Below are 19,414 nucleotides of genomic sequence, written 5' to 3'. Positions count from 1 at the left end.
ACTTCACTGAAAATCCTTAGAATAATTAGAATATAAGGTGGGATATTACCCGTTGAGGTATGACTGTAGTCAGTCATACCTCAAACAATATTAAAAATTACCACTGAAATAAACGCTTAAGCCAATTAGAGGAACCTTGCTGGCACTGCTCTTTCCATTGACCTTTATCATCCCAAACCGGTAATTTCAGTTCACTGGCACAATCGACACGTAAATCACCATCAGAGGTTTTATCAAACCCTATCGTGCTGATTTCATTTGGCCAAGGCAAGACTAATTTCTGCGGGATACGACGATCGAGATAATCCGCATAAATTCGTAAAGCACCGCTTGCACCAGTTAAATAAGTGGGCTTATTGTCATCTCGTCCAACCCAAATGGTTGTCACCTCGCGACCATCAACGCCGACAAACCAACTGTCTCGAGTATCACTACTGGTGCCCGTTTTTCCAGCTAACGCAGCCCAAGAAAAATGATTCTGTAAATAGCGGCCAGTTCCTTCCAGCACGCCTCGTTTCATCGCGTACGTCGTTAACCATGCAGCCTGTTGTGGTACCGCCTGTGAAACTTTAGGGATAGATTGATACAGAACATTGCCTTTCAAATCCAATACAGAACGCAATGCCGATAGTGGTGCTTTTCGCCCTGAGTTAGTAATGGTCTGGTACATCTGGGCTACTTCCATTGGTGTTAACGTAAATGAGCCTAGGAACATACTTGGCACTGGACGAATCTCATGGTGAGGTACACCTAATTTCACTAAGGTATCCACAACATTTTCGATACCGAGAGACATACCCAGTTCGACTGTTGGTACATTCAATGACTTCGCTAACGCTAAATAAAGAGGCACATCACCGCGATAACGACGATCAAAGTTACGTGGCGACCATACGCTGCCTTCATTACCTTTCAACGTCAACGGTTTATCATGCAATGTTGTCGCTAAGCTGAATTTATCAGGTTGAGCTAACGCGGTTAAATACACAGCCCCCTTTGCCAAAGAGCCAATTTGCCGGCTCGCATTTAACGCTCGGTTAAACCCGTCATAACCTACCCGTTTTCCGCCAACCATAGCGCGAATTTCGCCGGTATTACGATCAACGGCAACAGCAGCGGCCTCTAATTCTTTGCCACCATGACGAGTTAACTGAGGAACCTTATGCTTTATTGCTCTTTCCAAATCCACCTGTGAAACAGGGTCTAAGGAAGTAAATACACGTAAGCCTGTTTCAGATTTAAAGGCATCCCCCACCTTATCATGCAATTCAATCGACAACTGCTGGAAGTAGGCAGGCTGACGGCTAGCAATATGCGGATGTTTCTGTACATCCAGTGGACGAGAAACGGTTTCTTCATATTGCTTAGCGGTAAGAATATCTCTTTCCATCATAAGCTTGAGTACTAGATTACGTCGTTCTCGCGCACGTTCAGGATAACGAACAGGATTATAATAAGAGGGACCTTTCACCATCCCGACCAAAAGAGCGATTTGATCAATACGCAGCTCCTGCAGAGGTTGCCCAAAATAGAGTCGCGAGGCTAACCCAAAACCATGTACTGCTTCACTGCCATTTTGCCCCATATACACTTCATTCATATACGCCTGCAAAATGCGATCTTTGCTATAACGATAATCAATGATCAAAGCCATATAGGCTTCACGCAATTTACGCCAGATGGTCCGATTATTAGATAAGAATATATTCTTAGCCAATTGCTGGGTTAAGGTACTGCCACCCTGCACTGTATGGCCTGCACGTAAGTTAACTAGCATTGCACGCAAGATTGCTAATGGTGCAATACCATCGTGCTGATAAAAATGGCGGTCTTCTGTGGTCAGTAGAGCATCGACCATAATTTCTGGGAACTGATCCCGGCGCAGGAATAAACGTGTTTCCGGAGTATTTTTCTCCAACATACCAAGCATCTTAGGGTCAAGACGCAAATAACCAAGTTCCCCACGTTTTTCTAGTGATTGAATATGGGTTAAACCACCATCATCAAACGTTAGCATCACGTGGCGATCAGGCTCGGGGCCATCAGCAAATTCAAAGGGACGACGAATTAATTCAATACGGCTAGAAGAAGCGGAATATTCTCCTGGATAGTGTGGTTGACGAACCTTACGGTATTTCAATACATCCAGTTCATTGCGGACCTCTTCCAAACTGATGTCCATACCGGGTTCCAGTTGCAAGATACGAGCATATACCACCGTAGGTAACTGAAAAAGTTGTCCGTCAAATCTCTGCTTGATGACACTGTTTAGATAAATACCAACAAACAAAAGCACCGCTGCTACGGCAATCGAAAGTTTCCACCCGATGCTCCATAACTTACGCCATATTCCTTTTTTTACCGGTTGCTTGTGGCTGGCAGCTTTGTCTTTTGACTGCTTTTTGCTGTTTTTCGGTGTTGTTTTTTTAGTCATGAATTCAATTGTCGTTTTGTTTTCGTTGTCGCTACGTGATTCGCCGGATCATCAGGCCAAACATGTTTGGGATAACGTCCTTTCATCTCCTTTTGCACTTCGCGATATGCACCATGCCAAAATCCCGCGAGATCTTGCGTGACTTGCAAAGGTCTTTGCGCCGGAGACAGTAATTCCATTACAACAGTTTGTGTTCCTTGAGCAATCACTGGTGATTGTTTTTCACCAAAAACTTCCTGCATTCGAACTGAAAGTACGGGTGACATGCCTTGCTGATAGCGAATCTTTTTCTTTGTTCCTGTCGGCATTTGATGATGAGTAGGCAGCCATTCATCAATCTTTTGATTAAGAGGCCAACCTAAGCGAGCACTTAACGCTTCTAGAACCGATACTTTGTGCAATTGCTTGGCTGAAGTACACCCCAGTAAATAAGGCGCTAACCAGTCGTCGACGCTAGAGCGTAGGCTATCATCATCCATCGCAGGCCATCCCTCGTGTGGTAACCACTCAATACCACACCTCACTCGCTCTAACCATGCCAAGGTATCCTGTGTCCAATTTAATACGCCTAATCCTTTGCGTGAGACATAATTGAGCAAAGCTTGCGTCATTTTTTCCTTACTGGGCTCAGGGAGCGCAATGCGCTGAATGACGAGTTGACCCATTTTGGTCTGTTTCTCAGCGGTAAGTCTGCCTGATTTATCATCCCAATCAACCACTTCACTAGTTTTAAATAAAGCGCCAAAGGTATTTTCTAGCTGTTGAATATCCAGTGCTATTGCTGAAAAAATTTGACTAGCCTGCTGTTGATGACGCATTAACTCAGTCACCACTAAATAGTGCTCATTAGCTAATGGCTCACTTTCATGAATCCACGCACCGTGGCCGTTACTTAAACGGAATTGGCCTAATGAATTATCGCGTAACTGAGCAATGCGATCAGGATAAGCCATCGCCACTACCAGCGAGAGTTGACTAGCCGTCACCGTTGCAAGGTTAAATTCGTTATCACAGGCAAAACACAATTGTTGGGCCCGTTTATACAACCATGATGATTTAGGATGGCGTTTTTCCTGCCAGCGATACAAACTATGGCTGATATCAAGACTATTTTTTTCCGGCTCTTCTAATAAGACAGCCGCAGCCACAGCGGCAGAGAAATACAGGGGATCATCTTGAACCTGCAGCAGCATCGCCGCAGTGCGCGGAGGCAAACCGAGTTGATGAGCATCTTGCCCCATAGCCGTTAATTGATAATCTGAACGCATCAAGCATAATTGCTGAAGTAACTCTCTTCCCTGCTGTAACGACGCTTTAGGTGGCGTATCTAGCCAAGATAAACTGGTTTCATCCGTTGTTCCCCATGCAGCTAATTCCATCGCTAACGGAGCCAAATCACTTTGCAAAATTTCAGGCGTGGGAACTTTCGGTTGCTGCTGATACTGACTTTCACTGTAGAGCCTAACACACAGGCCGGGTTCCAAACGTCCAGCCCGCCCTGCTCTTTGTTGTGCAGAAGATTGAGCTATCTTAGTTTCTTGAAGGCGGGTAATGCCTGTTTTTAAATCAAAACTGGCGGTACGTTCTAAGCCGGAATCAACGACTAAACGAATGCCTTCTATAGTTAATGAGGTCTCTGCAATATTGGTCGCCAATACCACTTTTCGCCGACCATCTTTAGCCGGTGAAATCGCTTTTTGCTGTTGCTTGAAATCGAGCTGCCCATAAAGAGGACATACATCGACAACATCATCTAATGTTCCTAACAGTTGCTCTTCTACCTGCTTAATCGCACTAACCCCGGGCAAAAAGGCCAATAGCGACCCTTGCTCAGAATTGAGCAGAGAGCGAATCAACTTGACCATAGCTGGCGCTAAACGCTCCCCCTGCTTGATAGGGTTATAACGCAGTTCGACTGGATATTGCCGTCCTGATGATTCCACATAAGCTGACTCAGGGAGCAACCGACCTAATGACTGTTGATCTAACGTTGCAGACATGACAACGATTTTTAGATCGTCTCTTAATACCGATTGAGCTTCAAGACTCAACGCTAACGCAGTATCTGCATGAATACTTCGCTCGTGAAATTCATCAAAAATGACCATGTCCACGCCATCAAGCTCAGGGTCATTCTGAATGATGCGTGTCATGATGCCTTCTGTCACAATTTCAAGCTGAGTCGCAGATGATACCTTTGTTTCACCACGGACTCGAAAACCAACACGTTGCCCGACAGGTTCATTGAGTTGCTTTGCTAAATAAGCAGCAATATTTCTGGCCGCCAAACGTCTTGGCTCCAACATGATAATTCTTCCAGAAATACAACCCGATAAAAGTAATTGCAATGGAAAATAAGTGGATTTACCTGCGCCAGGCTCCGCTTTTAAAATGACTTGAGGACGATGTGTTATCTGTTCAATTAACAACGGTAATACATCGGCGATAGGCAATTGTGACAAGTCACGCTCCTTATGCTTAAATGACCAGACTATTGTACAGAAAAACAGTATATACCCAAACTTTCGCAAAATAAGCGGGGGATATGTCATCCCATATATCCGTATCAGGCTACTGAAATGAAATTTATTCCACCATTAAAAAAAGCCAAATTAATCAAACGCTATAAACGATTTTTGGCGGATGTTGAAACGGAAAGTGGCGAGCAGTTTACGCTTCATTGCGCCAATACCGGCGCAATGACTGGCTGTGCGGAGCCAGGTTCGACGATTTGGTACTCCACCTCAGACAATCCAAAACGAAAATATCCACATAGTTGGGAAATAACCCAAACCGCCCAAGGCGATAAAATTGGCATCAATACCTCTCGTGCAAATCAATTAGCAGTGGAAGCTATTGAAAATGGAACTATTCTAGAACTACAAAACTATGATCAGCTCCACACTGAGGTGAAGTACGGGATTGAAAATAGTCGGATAGATATACTACTGACCTCTCAAACTGAACCAAAATGTTACATCGAAGTAAAAAGTGTTACTCTGCTAGACGATAATGTGTTGGCAGTAGAAGAAAATTCGGAGTTAAGAGGACAAGGCTTCTTTCCCGATGCTAAAACGCTTCGCGGACAAAAACACCTTAGAGAACTGACTGAGATGGTTAAAAATGAGAGCAGGGCCGTACTTTTATACGTTGTTTTGCATTCAGGGATTGAAAAAGTCTCTCCTGCTCTCCATATAGACGCGGAATATTCGCGATTGTTAACAATGGCGCAAGAAGCTGGAGTAGAAGTACTATGCTACAAGGCAGCGTTTTCTGAAAATGAGATTCAACTAGAGTCTCGTGTCGAATTCGTCCCTCATACAGCAAAAAACTGTTGATATCTTCACATTGACGATAAGTTTGCTAATGAATGATTGCCACTCTGTCTTCTTTTTGCTATAGATACCCGCCTTAATTTAACTGCTATCGCAGTTGACTAGGTGTTAGTAGGAGATGCTGTATGCTTGAGTCCAAAAAGAAAACGCTAGGCATCCTAGCCATTGCTGGTGTTGAACCATATCAAGAAAAACCGGGTGAAGAGTACATGTCACCTGGCCAAGTTGAACATTTTACTAAAATTCTTGAAGCATGGCGTGACCAGCTCAGGGCCGAAGTAAACCGTACCGTTCACCACATGCAAGACGAAGCGTCAAACTTCCCCGATCCTGTTGACCGTGCGTCACAGGAAGAAGAGTTTAGCTTAGAACTGCGTAACCGTGACCGTGAGCGTCGCCTGATCAAAAAAATTGAGAAAACACTCGATAAGATCAAGGATGAAGATTTCGGGTACTGTGAATCATGTGGCGTCGAGATTGGTGTTCGTCGCTTAGAAGCTCGCCCTACAGCTGATTTATGTATCGACTGTAAAACGCTAGCTGAGATGAAAGAAAAGCAAATGCTAGGATAAAATCCAATTGAAAAGGGAGCGTAATGCTCCCTTTTTTATTACTAAAGCGGTGGTGCCAAGCAAAACTTTAGTAATGTCCTCTTAGCTTCTCCCATCAGGGCAGAAGCCAGGCTCTCTGCACCCTCAAAGATTTCTCTTCTCTGTATATCGCGATAGATACATTCCCCAAGCTATCAGGTCAATGGGTTTTATAGCTGCATCATGGTCTTCATTTCGCTACAATGGCGCGTCATTATAAAGGTGTAAGTTACAAACATGAGTTATATTGGTCGCTTTGCTCCCTCTCCATCAGGGCTATTACACTTTGGCTCTTTGGTAGCAGCACTGGGTAGCTACTTCCAAGCACGTTCACAGCAAGGAAAATGGCTGGTAAGAATTGAAGACCTCGACCCACCAAGAGAAATGCCTGGGGCAGCGGATAAAATTCTTCGAACGCTTGAACGTTATCAGCTGCATTGGGATGGTGAAGTGGTATATCAAAGCCAACGGCATCACTTATACCAGCAACAAATTGATACTTGGTTAGAAGAAGGGCAAGCCTATTTTTGCGAATGTACACGCAAACAAATTAAGGCGTCTGGAGGATATTATTTAGGAACCTGCAGAAATAAGCGTTTAACTCACAGTGATCATTGTTCTGTGCGACTGCGTATGGATAACCCGGTTGAGTCATTTATCGATTTAAGACAAGGGGAAATTCACATCCCTAAAGCACTCGCGCATGAAGATTTCATTATCAAACGACGTGATGGCTTGTTTGCTTATAACTTAGCGGTAGTGATTGACGATATTACTCAAGGTGTCACAGAAGTAGTACGCGGCGCAGATTTGATAGAACCAACGGGTCGTCAAATCAGTCTCTATCATACACTTCATCAGACACCGATTAGCTACTTACATCTACCTTTGGCTGTCGATGAACATGGGAATAAGTTTTCCAAACAGAATCATGCGACAGCAATAAGTGATGACCATCCTAAACAGGATCTACAACGGGCCATGAAGTTTTTAGGTTTTGATTTACCTGAAGATTTTTCAGATTTAACCGTAGAAAACATGATCGACTGGGGATGTAGAACGTGGTGCCTACAACAGTTACCATCAGAGATCAAGATCATCGCATGATTCTCAAATGGCACCGTCTAGGCTATTATTAGCCGCAAATTCGTCCTGTTCCCCCTCGTGTCACGTGAAGTTCACGAACGAAATGGGTAACACCAATCATTGTCAGATGCACATGAATAACAACGATTTACAACAACGCGGACACCGCGTATACCCAAACTTAGCTTTGAACATTATCACGCGCCAAGAGCACTCTGTTTCTCGCCAGTTGATCAGTGAAAATGCGCTAAAAGTGTTGTATCGCTTACATGGTGCTGGGTACGAAGCCTACCTTGTTGGAGGCGGTGTTCGTGATTTAATGCTCGGCGGTACACCAAAAGATTTTGATGTAGCGACAAATGCGACTCCAGAACAAATTCGTCAGTTATTTCGTAACTGTCGCTTAATCGGTCGCCGCTTTCGTCTTGCCCACATCATGTTCGGTCGCGATATTATAGAAGTGGCGACCTTCCGTGGACACCATCAAGAGCAAAATACTCAGTTATCCGTACAATCCGATCAGGGTATGTTATTACGTGATAACGTATACGGCACCAAAGATGAAGACGCAGAGCGTCGTGATTTCACTATCAATGCAATGTATTACAACATTGCCGATTACAGCATTCACGATTACGCAGGTGGCGTCGAAGATTTAGAAGATCGCTTGGTTCGACTTATTGGCGATCCCAAGACTCGCTATCGTGAAGATCCGGTACGCATGCTGCGTGCAATTCGTTTTGCAGTAAAACTAGATTTTGATATCGAAGAAGATACTGCAGAGCCTATCGAACGCCTCGCTTATCTATTAAGTGATATTCCAGCGGCACGCCTTTACGAAGAATCCTTAAAGATGCTGCAATCGGGATACGGTTTAGAAACCTATCACTTGATGCGCGAATACAATGTTTTTGAACAGTTGTTCCCTGTAATTAGTGAGCATTTCACTCCTGATTACAGCTCAAATACCGAACATATACTGGATCTCTCATTGGATTCCACCGATATTCGCGTTGAAGAAAACAAACGCATTAATCCCGCTTTTATGTTCGCAGCGATACTCTGGTATCCAATGATCGAACGTGCTAATAAATTGGTAGAAGAAACCAATATCAATTTCTATGATGCCGTGATGGAAGCGAGTAACCAAGTACTTGATCGAGTAGTAAAACGTATTGCGATTCCACGTCGTCATACGGCAACAATTCGCGAAATTTGGCAGTTACAACTGCGCTTACCTCGTCGTAATGGTAAACGTGCTTTTCGTTTAATGGAGCTAAATAAATTCCGTGCAGGCTTTGACTTCCTAAAAATGCGAGGTGAAGTCGAAGGGGGCGAAATTAAAGAACTGGCCTTGTGGTGGGATACATTCCAATCAGCAGGACGCAATATGCGTCAAGCGATGGTAAATGACCTCAATCAGGCTAGCACGCAAAAGCCACGAGCTCGTCGTCGCAAACCTGCGAACAAAAAAAAGAGCAAAACTGAGTCATGATCACAGTATATATTGCGGTAGGCAGTAATCTTGGCGAACCTGTTGCACAAGCAAACGAAGCCATCGAAGCACTAAAATCGTTGCCTCGCTCAACGTTTATTGCCACATCCTCTTTGTATAGTAGTACGCCAATGGGGCCACAGGATCAACCAGACTACATCAATGCCGTGGTGAAAATTACAACTGAGCTTTCACCACTGGAACTATTAGATTGCACACAGTCAATCGAACAACAACATGGTAGAGTACGTAAAAAAGAGCGCTGGGGTCCTCGTACGCTTGATCTCGATATCATACTCTACGGTCAGGAAGTGATTGAAAACGAACGCCTGACGCTCCCTCACTATGGAATGAAAGTACGGGAATTTGTCCTTTATCCTCTGGCAGAAATAGCGTCTGAGTTGTGTCTACCAGATGGAACCGCACTAAAGGATCTACTGGAAGCAGTACCGCTAAATGGGCTTAAAATCTGGCAATAGTCAGCGCCTTATCTAGTAAGGAACAGTAATGAAAAAAATCACAATAAACGACCTAATGAAATGGAAACAAGAAGGTCGTAAATTTGCGAGCGTCACGGCCTACGATGCCAGCTTCGCTCAACTATTTGAAAGCCAGGAAATGCCGGTTCTTCTTGTCGGCGATTCTTTAGGCATGGTTTTGCAGGGTGAAAATGATACCCTGCCCGTCACAGTAGAAGATATTGCCTACCATACAAAAGCTGTGCGTAAAGGTAGCCCAAATGCCTTACTCATGGCCGATATGCCGTTTATGAGTTATGCAACGCCAGAGCAAGCTTGCCAAGAAGCAGCTAAGCTCATGCGTGCTGGTGCTAACATGGTAAAAATTGAAGGTGGAGGTTGGTTAGCAGATACCATAACGATGTTAACTGAACGCTCTGTACCTGTCTGCGCTCATTTGGGGCTAACCCCTCAAGCAGTGAATATTTTTGGTGGTTATAAAGTACAAGGCCGAGAACAAGATCAAGCTGAAAAAATGCTTAATGATGCTCTGGCACTCCAACAAGCTGGCGCACAAATTGTGGTACTTGAATGTGTACCAGCCGCTTTGGCTGAAACGATCACAAAAGTGTTAGATATTCCTGTCATCGGTATTGGTGCTGGTAATCAAACTGATGGTCAAATTTTGGTAATGCACGACATGTTTGGCATTTCCGCAAATTATATGCCTAAGTTCTCTAAGAATTTCTTAGTTGAAACTGGGGATATGCGCCAAGCTGTCGCAAAATACATCGCCGATGTTGCCAGTGGAGAATTCCCTGGTTTAGCACATACCATTGCTTAAGGAGTCATTCATGCAAACATTTTCTGACATTGCGTCACTACGTGAGCAAATCAAACAATATAAGCGTGAAGGCCGTAATATCGCGTTTGTACCAACAATGGGTAACTTACACGAAGGACACTTAACTTTAATGCGTAAAGCACACGAAGAAGGTGACATCGTTGTAGCCAGTATTTTTGTAAACCCACTACAATTCGATCGAGCGGATGACTTAAATAGCTATCCACGCACATTAGATGATGATCTGAATAAACTCAATGGTGAGGGCGTTGATCTCGTATTTACCCCTACCCCTGAGATCATTTACCCTAACGGCTTAGATAAACAGACATTTGTTGAGGTTCCTGGCTTATCTCATATGTTAGAAGGCGCTGCTCGCCCAGGGCACTTTCGCGGTGTTGCTACCATTCTGACTAAGCTGTTTAATATCGTTCAACCGGACGTGGCTTGTTTTGGCGAAAAAGACTTTCAGCAATTAGCTGTGATTCGTCAAATGGTCGAAGATCTGGCAATGGATATTGAAATTATTGGGGTACCAATCGTACGTGAATTAGATGGCTTAGCCATGAGCTCGCGTAATAATCTATTAACAGTGGCTGAGCGCCAACTCGCCCCTGTATTGGCAAGAACGATGCGCTGGATGAGCAGTGCGATGCGTAATGGTCGCGATGATTATGCCTCTATCGCAGAAGATGCCAGCGATCAACTCCGCGCTGCTGATCTTATTCCTGATCAGATCTTTATTCGTGATGCCAAAACGCTCCAACCAATTAGCGAAACCACCACACAAGCCGTTATTCTTATTTCGGCTTACTTGGGACATGTTCGTTTAATCGATAACCAAGTTCTAGACTTCTCGGTTGAAAGTAAACCGAGTCAAGAAGAAGAATAATCCAGTTCTTCACGGTGATAACAATAAGGGCAGCACACAGTGCTGCCCTTTTTTTCACGGTAATATACTAATTAGGCTCTTAGACCTTTGCCACTAGTAATCAGATAGTGCGCAACACAATATAAACCCACGACAAAAATTCCCAGCACACCAAATGACGTACCAATCCCCACGTCAGAAACACCAAGGAACCCATAACGGAAGGCATTTACCATGTACACAATTGGGTTGATTTTAGATACTCCTTGCCAAAATTCAGGCAACAGACTGATCGAGTAGAAAACACCACCTAAATAAGTCAGCGGCGTTAAAACAAAGGTAGGCACGATAGAGATATCATCAAAACTTTTCGCGAATACGGCATTGATTAAGCCGCCTAAAGCAAACACGACGGAAGTCAGAAATACCGTAGCGACCACAATCCACCAGTGCTGAACTTGCAAATCAACGAAAAATAGCGACACACCAGTAACCATAGCGCCAACTAATAAACCTCGTGAAACTCCGCCCATCACATAACCCGCAATAATTACGTAATTAGGCACAGGAGCAACTAATAACTCTTCAATGTTTTTTTGAAATTTGGCGCTAAAAAAAGACGATGCAACATTGGAATAAGAGTTAGTAATGACTGACATCATAATCAGGCCAGGAACTATGTACTCCATGTAGGTAAAGCCGTTCATTTGGCCAATTCGAGAACCAATCAGATTACCAAATATGATGAAATACAACGTCATGGTAATCGCTGGTGGAACGACAGTTTGTACCCAAATGCGAGTAAATCGTTTCACTTCTTTGTGCAGCAAACTACAAAATGCTGTCCAGTAAATCTGATACATGTTTATCCTCAATCTGCTTGGTGAATAATGCTGACAAACAGCTCTTCAAGACGGTTAGCTTTATTACGCATTGATAGCACTTTAACGCCATGTTCACTCAATTGAGCAAATACGTGATTAAGCCCTTGTTCTTTATCCAATTCAATTTCAAGTGAACCGTCTACAATGTCCTGTGAACGCACACCTTCTAGCTGAGGAATCGTCTCTGTTTCATTGACATCCAAAATAAACGTCTCAACCGCTAACTTACCTAATAGACCTTTCATCGTGGTATTTTCAATTAATTCGCCATGATTGATGATGCCTATATGACGACATAACATCTCAGCTTCTTCGAGATAGTGAGTTGTTAAAATAATCGTAATGCCATCTTCACGATTAATTCGCTCTAAAAACTCCCACATCGAACGACGCAGTTCGATATCTACCCCAGCGGTAGGTTCATCAAGAATCAACAAATGAGGCTCATGCATAAGCGCACGTGCAATCATCAAACGACGCTTCATACCACCAGAAAGATTACGCGCCCGTTCATGACGTTTACCCCATAAATCCAACTGAGATAAATATTTCTTCGCGCGTTCTTTAGCTAGCGCTTTTTTCACCCCGTAATAACCGGCTTGCTGCATCACAATCTGCTCAACGGTTTCAAACGGGTTGAAGTTAAATTCTTGAGGCACCAGGCCCAAGTTTTGTTTAGCTAATTCTAAATCTTTATCAATATCGTAGCCAAAGACCTTCACGGAACCTGAGGTCTTATTCACTAAAGAAGAAATAATCCCTATTGTGGTTGATTTCCCTGCCCCATTAGGACCAAGTAATGCGTAAAAATCGCCTTTTTTAACGGACAGACTGATCCCTTTCAATGCTTCAAAACCACCGGAATAGGTCTTGCGTAATTGATCTAATTCTAAAGCGTACATAACATTCTCATATCGTCTAAAAGAACAACATTGAGATAACAATATCTCAATCGCCAAGGCTATTCGCCTAACGAGTATATGGTTTAATAATGAACTTAAATAGTAGAGTATTTACTCTGCTGTTTTATTGATATACCCAAATGACCTCAAGATACAGGATTCAGAGCTTCATCAACGAGCCTAGGTCAAGCTCAACCACGGCAGGAATGGTCATTCCCTTTCAACGTGATTGAGCGCAGAAATAGGTTTGTTGATGAGCTCCCGAAGGGCGAGTTTTATTCGCTCCTAGGCTGTGTTACTGATTTTCAACGTAGAATGACTATGTCCTCAAATCAGTGCCTTGCCTATGAGCGAATACATTCTCGCTGAAACCGCATCTTGAGGTTACTTGGGTATAACAACGAAGAATAATCCCGTCACCTTATCACTGAGCCCAAAAGAGACAAGAGGTAACAATGAATTCTTTGTAAAAAACACTTTTGCGTATATTGTGGGTGACCGCCGACAAAATAACCGCAAAAAGATTAAGTATAATATCTGTGCTTGGCGCCTATCATTGTGTATAGTTGGCATCGTTAATGAAGGGAATTAGAATGCCAGAATTAAAACAATTATTCGATAATAACTCGAAATGGTCAGCTTCCATAAAAGCTGAACGCCCTGAGTATTTTACTAAGTTAGCCAAAGGACAAAATCCTGATTTTCTATGGATTGGGTGTTCAGATAGTCGAGTTCCCGCAGAACGACTAACTGGACTATATTCTGGTGAACTATTCGTGCATCGTAATGTTGCCAACCAAGTGGTTCATACCGACCTTAACTGCTTGTCGGTTGTTCAGTATGCAGTCGACGTTCTTAAAGTCAAACACATCATCATTTGTGGCCACTATGGATGTGGTGGTATTACTGCCGCTATCGATAATCCTAAACTCGGACTCATCAATAACTGGTTGCTGCACATCCGCGATCTCTATTTCAAACATCGCACATATCTAGACAAGATGTCGGGAATAAATCAATCGGACAAACTCGCTGAGATCAACGTAGCAGAGCAAGTGTATAACATCGGTAATTCTACGGTATTACAAAATGCGTGGGAACGTGGTCAAGATGTCGAACTACATGGTGTGGTCTATGGTATTGAAGATGGCCATTTAGAATACCTTGGTGAGCGTTGTACGTCTCCAGAAACGGTTGATACAAGCTACCAAAAATCCATGGAAAGTATTTTGAATCCCGACTATGCCCTATTATGTCGGTAATCCATTAACCAAGATCCAAGAAAGGAGCGTTTTCACGCTCCTTTCTTATTTCACTCTCGATTACATAAGATATTATGCAAGAGGAACCACTTTACCGATATAAGGTAAATGACGATATTTCTGCGCGTAATCGATCCCGACACCCACGACAAATTCGTCAGGAATTGAGAAACCAATCCATTGCACATCCACTTCTACTTCACGACGAGAAGGTTTGTCTAGTAAAGTACAGATTTCAATCGAGTTAGGCTCACGTAGTGCCAGAACTTCTTTCACACGACTTAATGTATTACCCGTATCGATAATATCTTCAACAAGCAGCACATCTTTACCTTTGATGTCATCATCAAGGTCTTTCAAAATACGTACATCACGAGAGCTTTCCATGCTATTGCCGTAGCTAGAAGCGGTCATAAAATCGACTTGGTGAGTAACATCAATAGCACGGGCAAGATCGGCCATAAAGACAAAGGAACCGCGCAGTAAACCTACTAATACTAGATTTTCACTTTCTTTATAGTGCTGCGAAATTTGTTTCCCTAATTCACGAACTCGCTCTTGAACTTCCTGCTCAGAGATCATCACTTCAACTTTATGTTTCATACCGCTCTCGTTGTTTTTGAGCCATTACCATAAGCATCTTATGGAAAACTGCTTAAAATTACTCCAAAATAATAGCCGCGTATAGTATCATTCCTTTTGCTTCAGGAAAACGTTTCCCTCCGGCAAACAGAGTGAGAGAATACTCACCAAAAAATTATAAGTAACATAAATCTTAATTTAATATGGCATAAGCAAGTTTTAGTCGTTGACCTGATAAATATGCATCAGTACACTCAAAATTGCTTTATGCAAATAATAAAATAATTACTAGTAAACATTCGTTTCACAAATTAACAACGTAAGTCATCAAGGCAAGGATTAACTATATGGATGCTTCAATAGAAAAACGCCCAAGAACCCGTCTATCTCCTCAAAAACGTAAACACCAGCTAATGGAAATTGCATTGGAAGTGTTTGCTAAACGAGGGATTGGTCGTGGCGGTCACGCAGACATCGCAGATATTGCGCAAGTGTCTGTTGCTACAGTATTTAACTACTTTCCAACTCGCGAAGATTTGGTCGACGATGTCCTCACTTTTGTTGTACGACAGTTTTCCAACTTCTTAACCGACAACATTGACTTAGATCTTCCGGCACGAGAAAACCTAACTAACATCGCTGATGGCATGGTAAATCTTGCTATTGATGATTGTCATTGGCTAAAAGTTTGGTTTGAATGGAGCGCTTCAACTCGTGATGAAGTTTGGCCTCTATTTGTTTCCACTAACCGTACTAACCAATTACTGCTGAAAAACATGTTTGCTAAAGCCATTGAACGTGGTGAGCTTGATAGCAACTACGATGCAGAAGACATGGCAACATTATTCCACGGTATCTGCTACTCACTATTTGTGCAAGCGAACCGTGTTCGTAACGAAAATAGCGTCCATAAATTGGTTAACCATTACCTAGATATGCTTTGTATCTATAATAGCGAAGCTGCTGCTTAATCAGCTCGCAATTCGAGGCTTACGGCTTTAAGCCTCGATTAATTAGATAATCGGCCTTGTTGTTATTCAAGGCATAAAAAAACCGCTGAATCTCAGCGGTTTTTTTGATCATAGAGAAAGTAGATTACTTTTTCTTTTTCGCTTTTGCATTTGGAAGGTCAGTGATTGAACCTTCAAATACTTCAGCGGCTAGACCGATAGACTCATGTAGAGTTGGGTGAGCGTGAACAGTTAGAGCGATATCTTCTGCATCACAACCCATCTCGATAGCCAAACCGATTTCGCCAAGTAGTTCACCACCGTTAGTACCAACGATAGCACCACCAACGATACGGTGAGTGTCTTTATCAAAGATCAGTTTAGTCATACCATCTGAACAGTCAGATGCGATTGCACGACCTGAAGCAGCCCATGGGAATACGGATACTTCGTAGTTGATACCTTCTGCTTTCGCTTCTTTCTCAGTTTTACCAACCCAAGCCACTTCAGGCTCAGTGTAAGCGATTGATGGAATCACTTTAGGATCGAAGTAGTGTTTCTTACCAGAGATAACTTCTGCTGCAACGTGGCCTTCATGCACACCTTTGTGAGCAAGCATTGGTTGACCAACGATATCACCGATAGCGAAGATATGAGGAACGTTAGTACGCATCTGCTTATCAACGTTGATGAAGCCGCGCTCGTCTACTTCTAGGCCCGCTTTTTCTGCATCCAGAAGTTTACCGTTTGGTACACGACCGATCGCAACTAGAACTGCGTCGTAGCGTTCTGGTTCAGCAGGTGCTTTTTTGCCTTCCATAGATACGTAGATGCCGTCTTCTTTCGCTTCAACTGCTGTTACTTTCGTTTCCAGCATCATGTTGAATTTCTTAGCAACACGTTTAGTGAATACTTTCACTACGTCTTTATCAGCAGCAGGAATCACTTGATCGAACATTTCAACAACGTCGATTTGAGAACCTAGTGCATGGTAAACCGTACCCATTTCCAGACCGATGATACCACCGCCCATGATAAGCAGTTTTTCAGGAACTTCTTTCAGCTCTAGAGCATCAGTTGAGTCCCAAATACGTGGATCTTCATGTGGGATGAATGGCAGTTTGATTGGACGAGAACCAGCTGCAACGATAGCGTTGTCGAAGTTCACAACTGTTTTGCCATCTTCGCCTTCAACTTCGATTGAGTTAGGGCCAGTGAATTTACCAAAACCGTTAACTACGTTAACTTTACGCATCTTAGCCATACCGCCAAGACCGCCAGTTAATTGGTTAATCACTTTTTCTTTCCACAAACGAATTTTATCGATATCAGTTTGTGGCTCACCAAACACGATGCCGTGCTCAGAAAGTGCTTTTGCTTCTTCGATAACTTTCGCAACGTGAAGTAATGCTTTCGATGGGATACAACCCACGTTTAGACATACACCACCTAGGGTGCTGTAGCGTTCAATAAGAACAGTGTCCAGACCTAAGTCTGCACAACGGAATGCAGCGGAGTAACCAGCAGGACCGGCACCAAGTACAACAACTTGGGCTTTAATTTCTTTGCTCATTTCGACCTCTTGTAGTCAAATATCCCTTACAGGCTGAGAAGCGACCTTTCCAATGTGGATGCGTGACGCAAATCCTTTTCCAACTTAATAATACAAATTGCAACATATTTCAGTGTAACTGCATGTGCTAAGTGAGAAAAGAGAATCCCCGTAGCCTGTGAGCTAGACGACAATTCATTTAGGGTATTTTGTTATCCCTTACCTAATCGGCAAGATAAAACTGAATCAAGGCGGCGTTTATGCCGCCTTATTTATCTTGAACTTACTGATTACAGTACTAGACGACGAATGTCGCTTAGGCAACCGTTCAAGTAAGTGATGAAGCGTGCACCTTCCGCACCATCGATCACACGGTGGTCGTATGATAATGATAGTGGAAGCTGTAGACGTGGAACGAATTCTTTACCATTCCATACAGGCTTCATTTCTGATTTAGATACGCCAAGGATACCCACTTCAGGTGCGTTTACGATTGGAGTAAACGCTGTACCACCGATACCGCCTAGGCTAGAGATAGTGAAACAACCACCTTGCATGTCAGACGCAGTCAGTTTACCTGCACGTGCTTTCTTAGACATTGCTTTCAGTTCGTCAGATAACTCGTGAATGCCTTTGTTGTTCACGTCTTTAAATACAGGAACAACTAGACCATTTGGAGTATCTACTGCGATACCGATGTTCACGTATTTCTTCACGATTAGGCTTTCACCGTCTTCAGAAAGAGAAGAGTTGAACGATGGGAATGCTTCTAGCGCTTTCGCTGCTGCTTTCATGATGAACACAAGTGGAGTGATCTTCATGCCAGACTCTTTCTTCGCTTCGATAGCATTCTGTTCTTTACGGAACGCTTCTAGTTCAGTGATATCTGCATTATCCCATTGTGTAACGTGAGGGATCATTACCCAGTTACGGTGTAGGTTTGCACCTGAGATTTTCTTAATGCGAGATAGCGGTTGAACTTCAGTTTCGCCGAACTTGCTGAAGTCAACTTTTGGCCAAGGAAGAAGACCAAGAGCTGCGCCGTCACCTTTGCCTGATGCAGCACCAGACTCAAGGCGTTTAAGCGCTTCTTTCACGTAGTTTTGTACGTCTTCTTTTTGGATACGGCTCTTACGACCAGTACCTTTAACCTTAGCAAGGTTAACGCCAAATTCACGAGCTAGACGACGAACAACTGGAGACGCGTGAGCATACTCGTTGTTTTCTTGGAAATCGCCAGTTGCCGCAGGCGCTGCTGCTTTAGGTGCTTCAGCTTTTGCTGGAGCCGCCGCTGCTGGAGCAGGTGCTGCTGCCGCTGGAGCCGCTGCAGGTGCTGCACCCGCCACTTCGAATACCATGATCAAAGAGCCAGTTGATACTTTATCGCCTTCCGCTACTTTGATTTCTTTTACAGTACCCGCAAATGGTGCAGGAACTTCCATCGATGCTTTGTCGCCTTCAACAGTGATTAGAGATTGCTCTTCTTCTACTGTATCGCCAACTGCAACCATAATTTCAGTAACGTCTACTTCGTCGCCACCGATATCAGGTACGTGCACATCTTTCGCTGCCGCTGCCGCTGGAGCCGCCGCAGGTGCTGCTTCTGCAGCAGGAGCGGCTGCTGGCGCTGCGCCTGCAGTTTCGAATACCATGATGAAAGAACCAGTTTTAACTTTGTCGCCTTCAGCCACTTTGATTTCTTTCACCGTACCCGCGAATGGTGCAGGAACTTCCATCGATGCTTTGTCGCCTTCAACAGTAATTAGAGATTGCTCTTCTTCTACTGTATCGCCAACTTTAACCATGATTTCAGTAACGTCTACTTCATCATCGCCGATATCTGGTACGTTAACTTCTAGCGTTGCAGAAGCTGCCGCTGGTGCTGCTGCAGGAGCCGCTTCAGCCTCAGGAGCAGGTGCTGCTGCAGCACCTTCTTCTTCGAATACCATGATGAAAGAACCAGTAGACACTTTGTCGCCTTCTGATACTTTAATTTCTTTAACCACACCAGCTTGAGGCGCAGGAACTTCCATTGAAGCTTTATCGCCTTCAACAGTGATTAGTGACTGTTCTTCTTCAACTTTGTCACCAACTTGCACAAGAATTTCAGTAACGTCTACTTCATCCGCGCCGATGTCAGGTACATTAATTTCAATTGCCATTACTTTA

The 19,414-nt window shown here is 43.6% G+C and carries 16 protein-coding genes; 9 read left to right on the top strand and 7 right to left on the bottom strand.

Features of this window, described 5'->3' with window-relative positions; translation table 11 throughout:
- Positions 1-97: 97 nt before the first annotated feature.
- Positions 98-2,434: a penicillin-binding protein 1B gene (gene mrcB, locus F9817_RS05015; RefSeq protein WP_161153864.1), complete on the bottom strand. Its 2,337-nt coding sequence runs from the start codon at positions 2,432-2,434 to the stop codon at positions 98-100.
- On the bottom strand, positions 2,431-4,896 hold the full coding sequence (gene hrpB / locus F9817_RS05010) for an ATP-dependent helicase HrpB (RefSeq protein WP_161153863.1): 2,466 nt from the start codon (positions 4,894-4,896) through the stop codon (positions 2,431-2,433). The genes mrcB and hrpB overlap by 4 nt, the downstream gene beginning before the upstream one ends.
- Before the next feature lie 117 nt (positions 4,897-5,013).
- Here hrpB and sfsA point away from each other — a divergent pair, with 117 nt between their 5' ends.
- From sfsA to panC, 7 genes are all read left to right on the top strand, one after another.
- Positions 5,014-5,772 (top strand): DNA/RNA nuclease SfsA, encoded by a 759-nt coding sequence (gene sfsA, locus F9817_RS05005; protein WP_161153862.1) that lies wholly within the window; start codon positions 5,014-5,016, stop codon positions 5,770-5,772.
- A gap of 122 nt (positions 5,773-5,894) precedes the next feature.
- Complete coding sequence (gene dksA, locus F9817_RS05000) at positions 5,895-6,341, top strand: RNA polymerase-binding protein DksA (RefSeq protein WP_161153861.1); 447 nt, start codon at positions 5,895-5,897, stop codon at positions 6,339-6,341.
- A 255-nt stretch (positions 6,342-6,596) separates the two neighbouring features.
- Positions 6,597-7,466, top strand: a complete 870-nt coding sequence (gene gluQRS, locus F9817_RS04995) for a tRNA glutamyl-Q(34) synthetase GluQRS (protein ID WP_161153860.1) — start codon at positions 6,597-6,599, stop codon at positions 7,464-7,466.
- Between the two features lie 112 nt (positions 7,467-7,578).
- Positions 7,579-8,940: a polynucleotide adenylyltransferase PcnB gene (pcnB, locus tag F9817_RS04990; protein ID WP_161153859.1), complete on the top strand. Its 1,362-nt coding sequence runs from the start codon at positions 7,579-7,581 to the stop codon at positions 8,938-8,940.
- Entirely contained in the window at positions 8,937-9,419 is a 483-nt protein-coding gene (gene folK, locus F9817_RS04985; protein WP_161153858.1) for a 2-amino-4-hydroxy-6-hydroxymethyldihydropteridine diphosphokinase, read from the top strand. The genes pcnB and folK overlap by 4 nt, the downstream gene beginning before the upstream one ends.
- Before the next feature lie 28 nt (positions 9,420-9,447).
- On the top strand, positions 9,448-10,242 hold the full coding sequence (gene panB / locus F9817_RS04980; protein ID WP_161153857.1) for a 3-methyl-2-oxobutanoate hydroxymethyltransferase: 795 nt from the start codon (positions 9,448-9,450) through the stop codon (positions 10,240-10,242).
- 10 nt (positions 10,243-10,252) lie between these two features.
- Positions 10,253-11,134, top strand: coding sequence for a pantoate--beta-alanine ligase (gene panC, locus F9817_RS04975; RefSeq protein WP_161153856.1), 882 nt, complete (start codon positions 10,253-10,255; stop codon positions 11,132-11,134).
- A gap of 71 nt (positions 11,135-11,205) precedes the next feature.
- On the opposite strand, the gene F9817_RS04970 is transcribed toward panC, so the two are convergent.
- Positions 11,206-11,976, bottom strand: a complete 771-nt coding sequence (locus tag F9817_RS04970; protein WP_161153855.1) for an ABC transporter permease — start codon at positions 11,974-11,976, stop codon at positions 11,206-11,208.
- Positions 11,977-11,984: 8 nt separating this feature from the next.
- Positions 11,985-12,899, bottom strand: a complete 915-nt coding sequence (locus tag F9817_RS04965) for an ABC transporter ATP-binding protein (protein ID WP_161153854.1) — start codon at positions 12,897-12,899, stop codon at positions 11,985-11,987.
- 593 nt (positions 12,900-13,492) lie between these two features.
- On the opposite strand from F9817_RS04965, the gene can reads away from it, so the two are divergent.
- Positions 13,493-14,161: a carbonate dehydratase gene (gene can / locus F9817_RS04960; protein ID WP_161153853.1), complete on the top strand. Its 669-nt coding sequence runs from the start codon at positions 13,493-13,495 to the stop codon at positions 14,159-14,161.
- 72 nt (positions 14,162-14,233) lie between these two features.
- On the opposite strand, the gene hpt is transcribed toward can, so the two are convergent.
- Positions 14,234-14,764 (bottom strand): hypoxanthine phosphoribosyltransferase, encoded by a 531-nt coding sequence (gene hpt, locus F9817_RS04955; protein ID WP_161153852.1) that lies wholly within the window; start codon positions 14,762-14,764, stop codon positions 14,234-14,236.
- Positions 14,765-15,090: 326 nt separating this feature from the next.
- Between hpt and F9817_RS04950 the strand changes: the two genes are divergently transcribed.
- Positions 15,091-15,714 carry a LuxR/HapR/OpaR family quorum-sensing transcriptional regulator gene (locus F9817_RS04950; protein ID WP_161153851.1) on the top strand — a complete coding sequence of 208 codons (624 nt, stop codon included), beginning with the start codon at positions 15,091-15,093 and terminating at the stop codon, positions 15,712-15,714.
- A gap of 124 nt (positions 15,715-15,838) precedes the next feature.
- On the opposite strand, the gene lpdA is transcribed toward F9817_RS04950, so the two are convergent.
- Entirely contained in the window at positions 15,839-17,266 is a 1,428-nt protein-coding gene (gene lpdA / locus F9817_RS04945; protein ID WP_161153850.1) for a dihydrolipoyl dehydrogenase, read from the bottom strand.
- 269 nt (positions 17,267-17,535) lie between these two features.
- On the bottom strand, positions 17,536-19,407 hold the full coding sequence (aceF, locus tag F9817_RS04940; protein WP_161153849.1) for a pyruvate dehydrogenase complex dihydrolipoyllysine-residue acetyltransferase: 1,872 nt from the start codon (positions 19,405-19,407) through the stop codon (positions 17,536-17,538).
- Between the last annotated feature and the right edge of the window lie 7 nt (positions 19,408-19,414).

The sequence above is a fragment of the Vibrio eleionomae genome, from assembly GCF_009874545.1.
Taxonomy (GTDB): domain Bacteria; phylum Pseudomonadota; class Gammaproteobacteria; order Enterobacterales; family Vibrionaceae; genus Vibrio; species Vibrio nitrifigilis.
This window is presented reverse-complemented; position numbering and strand designations above follow the sequence as displayed.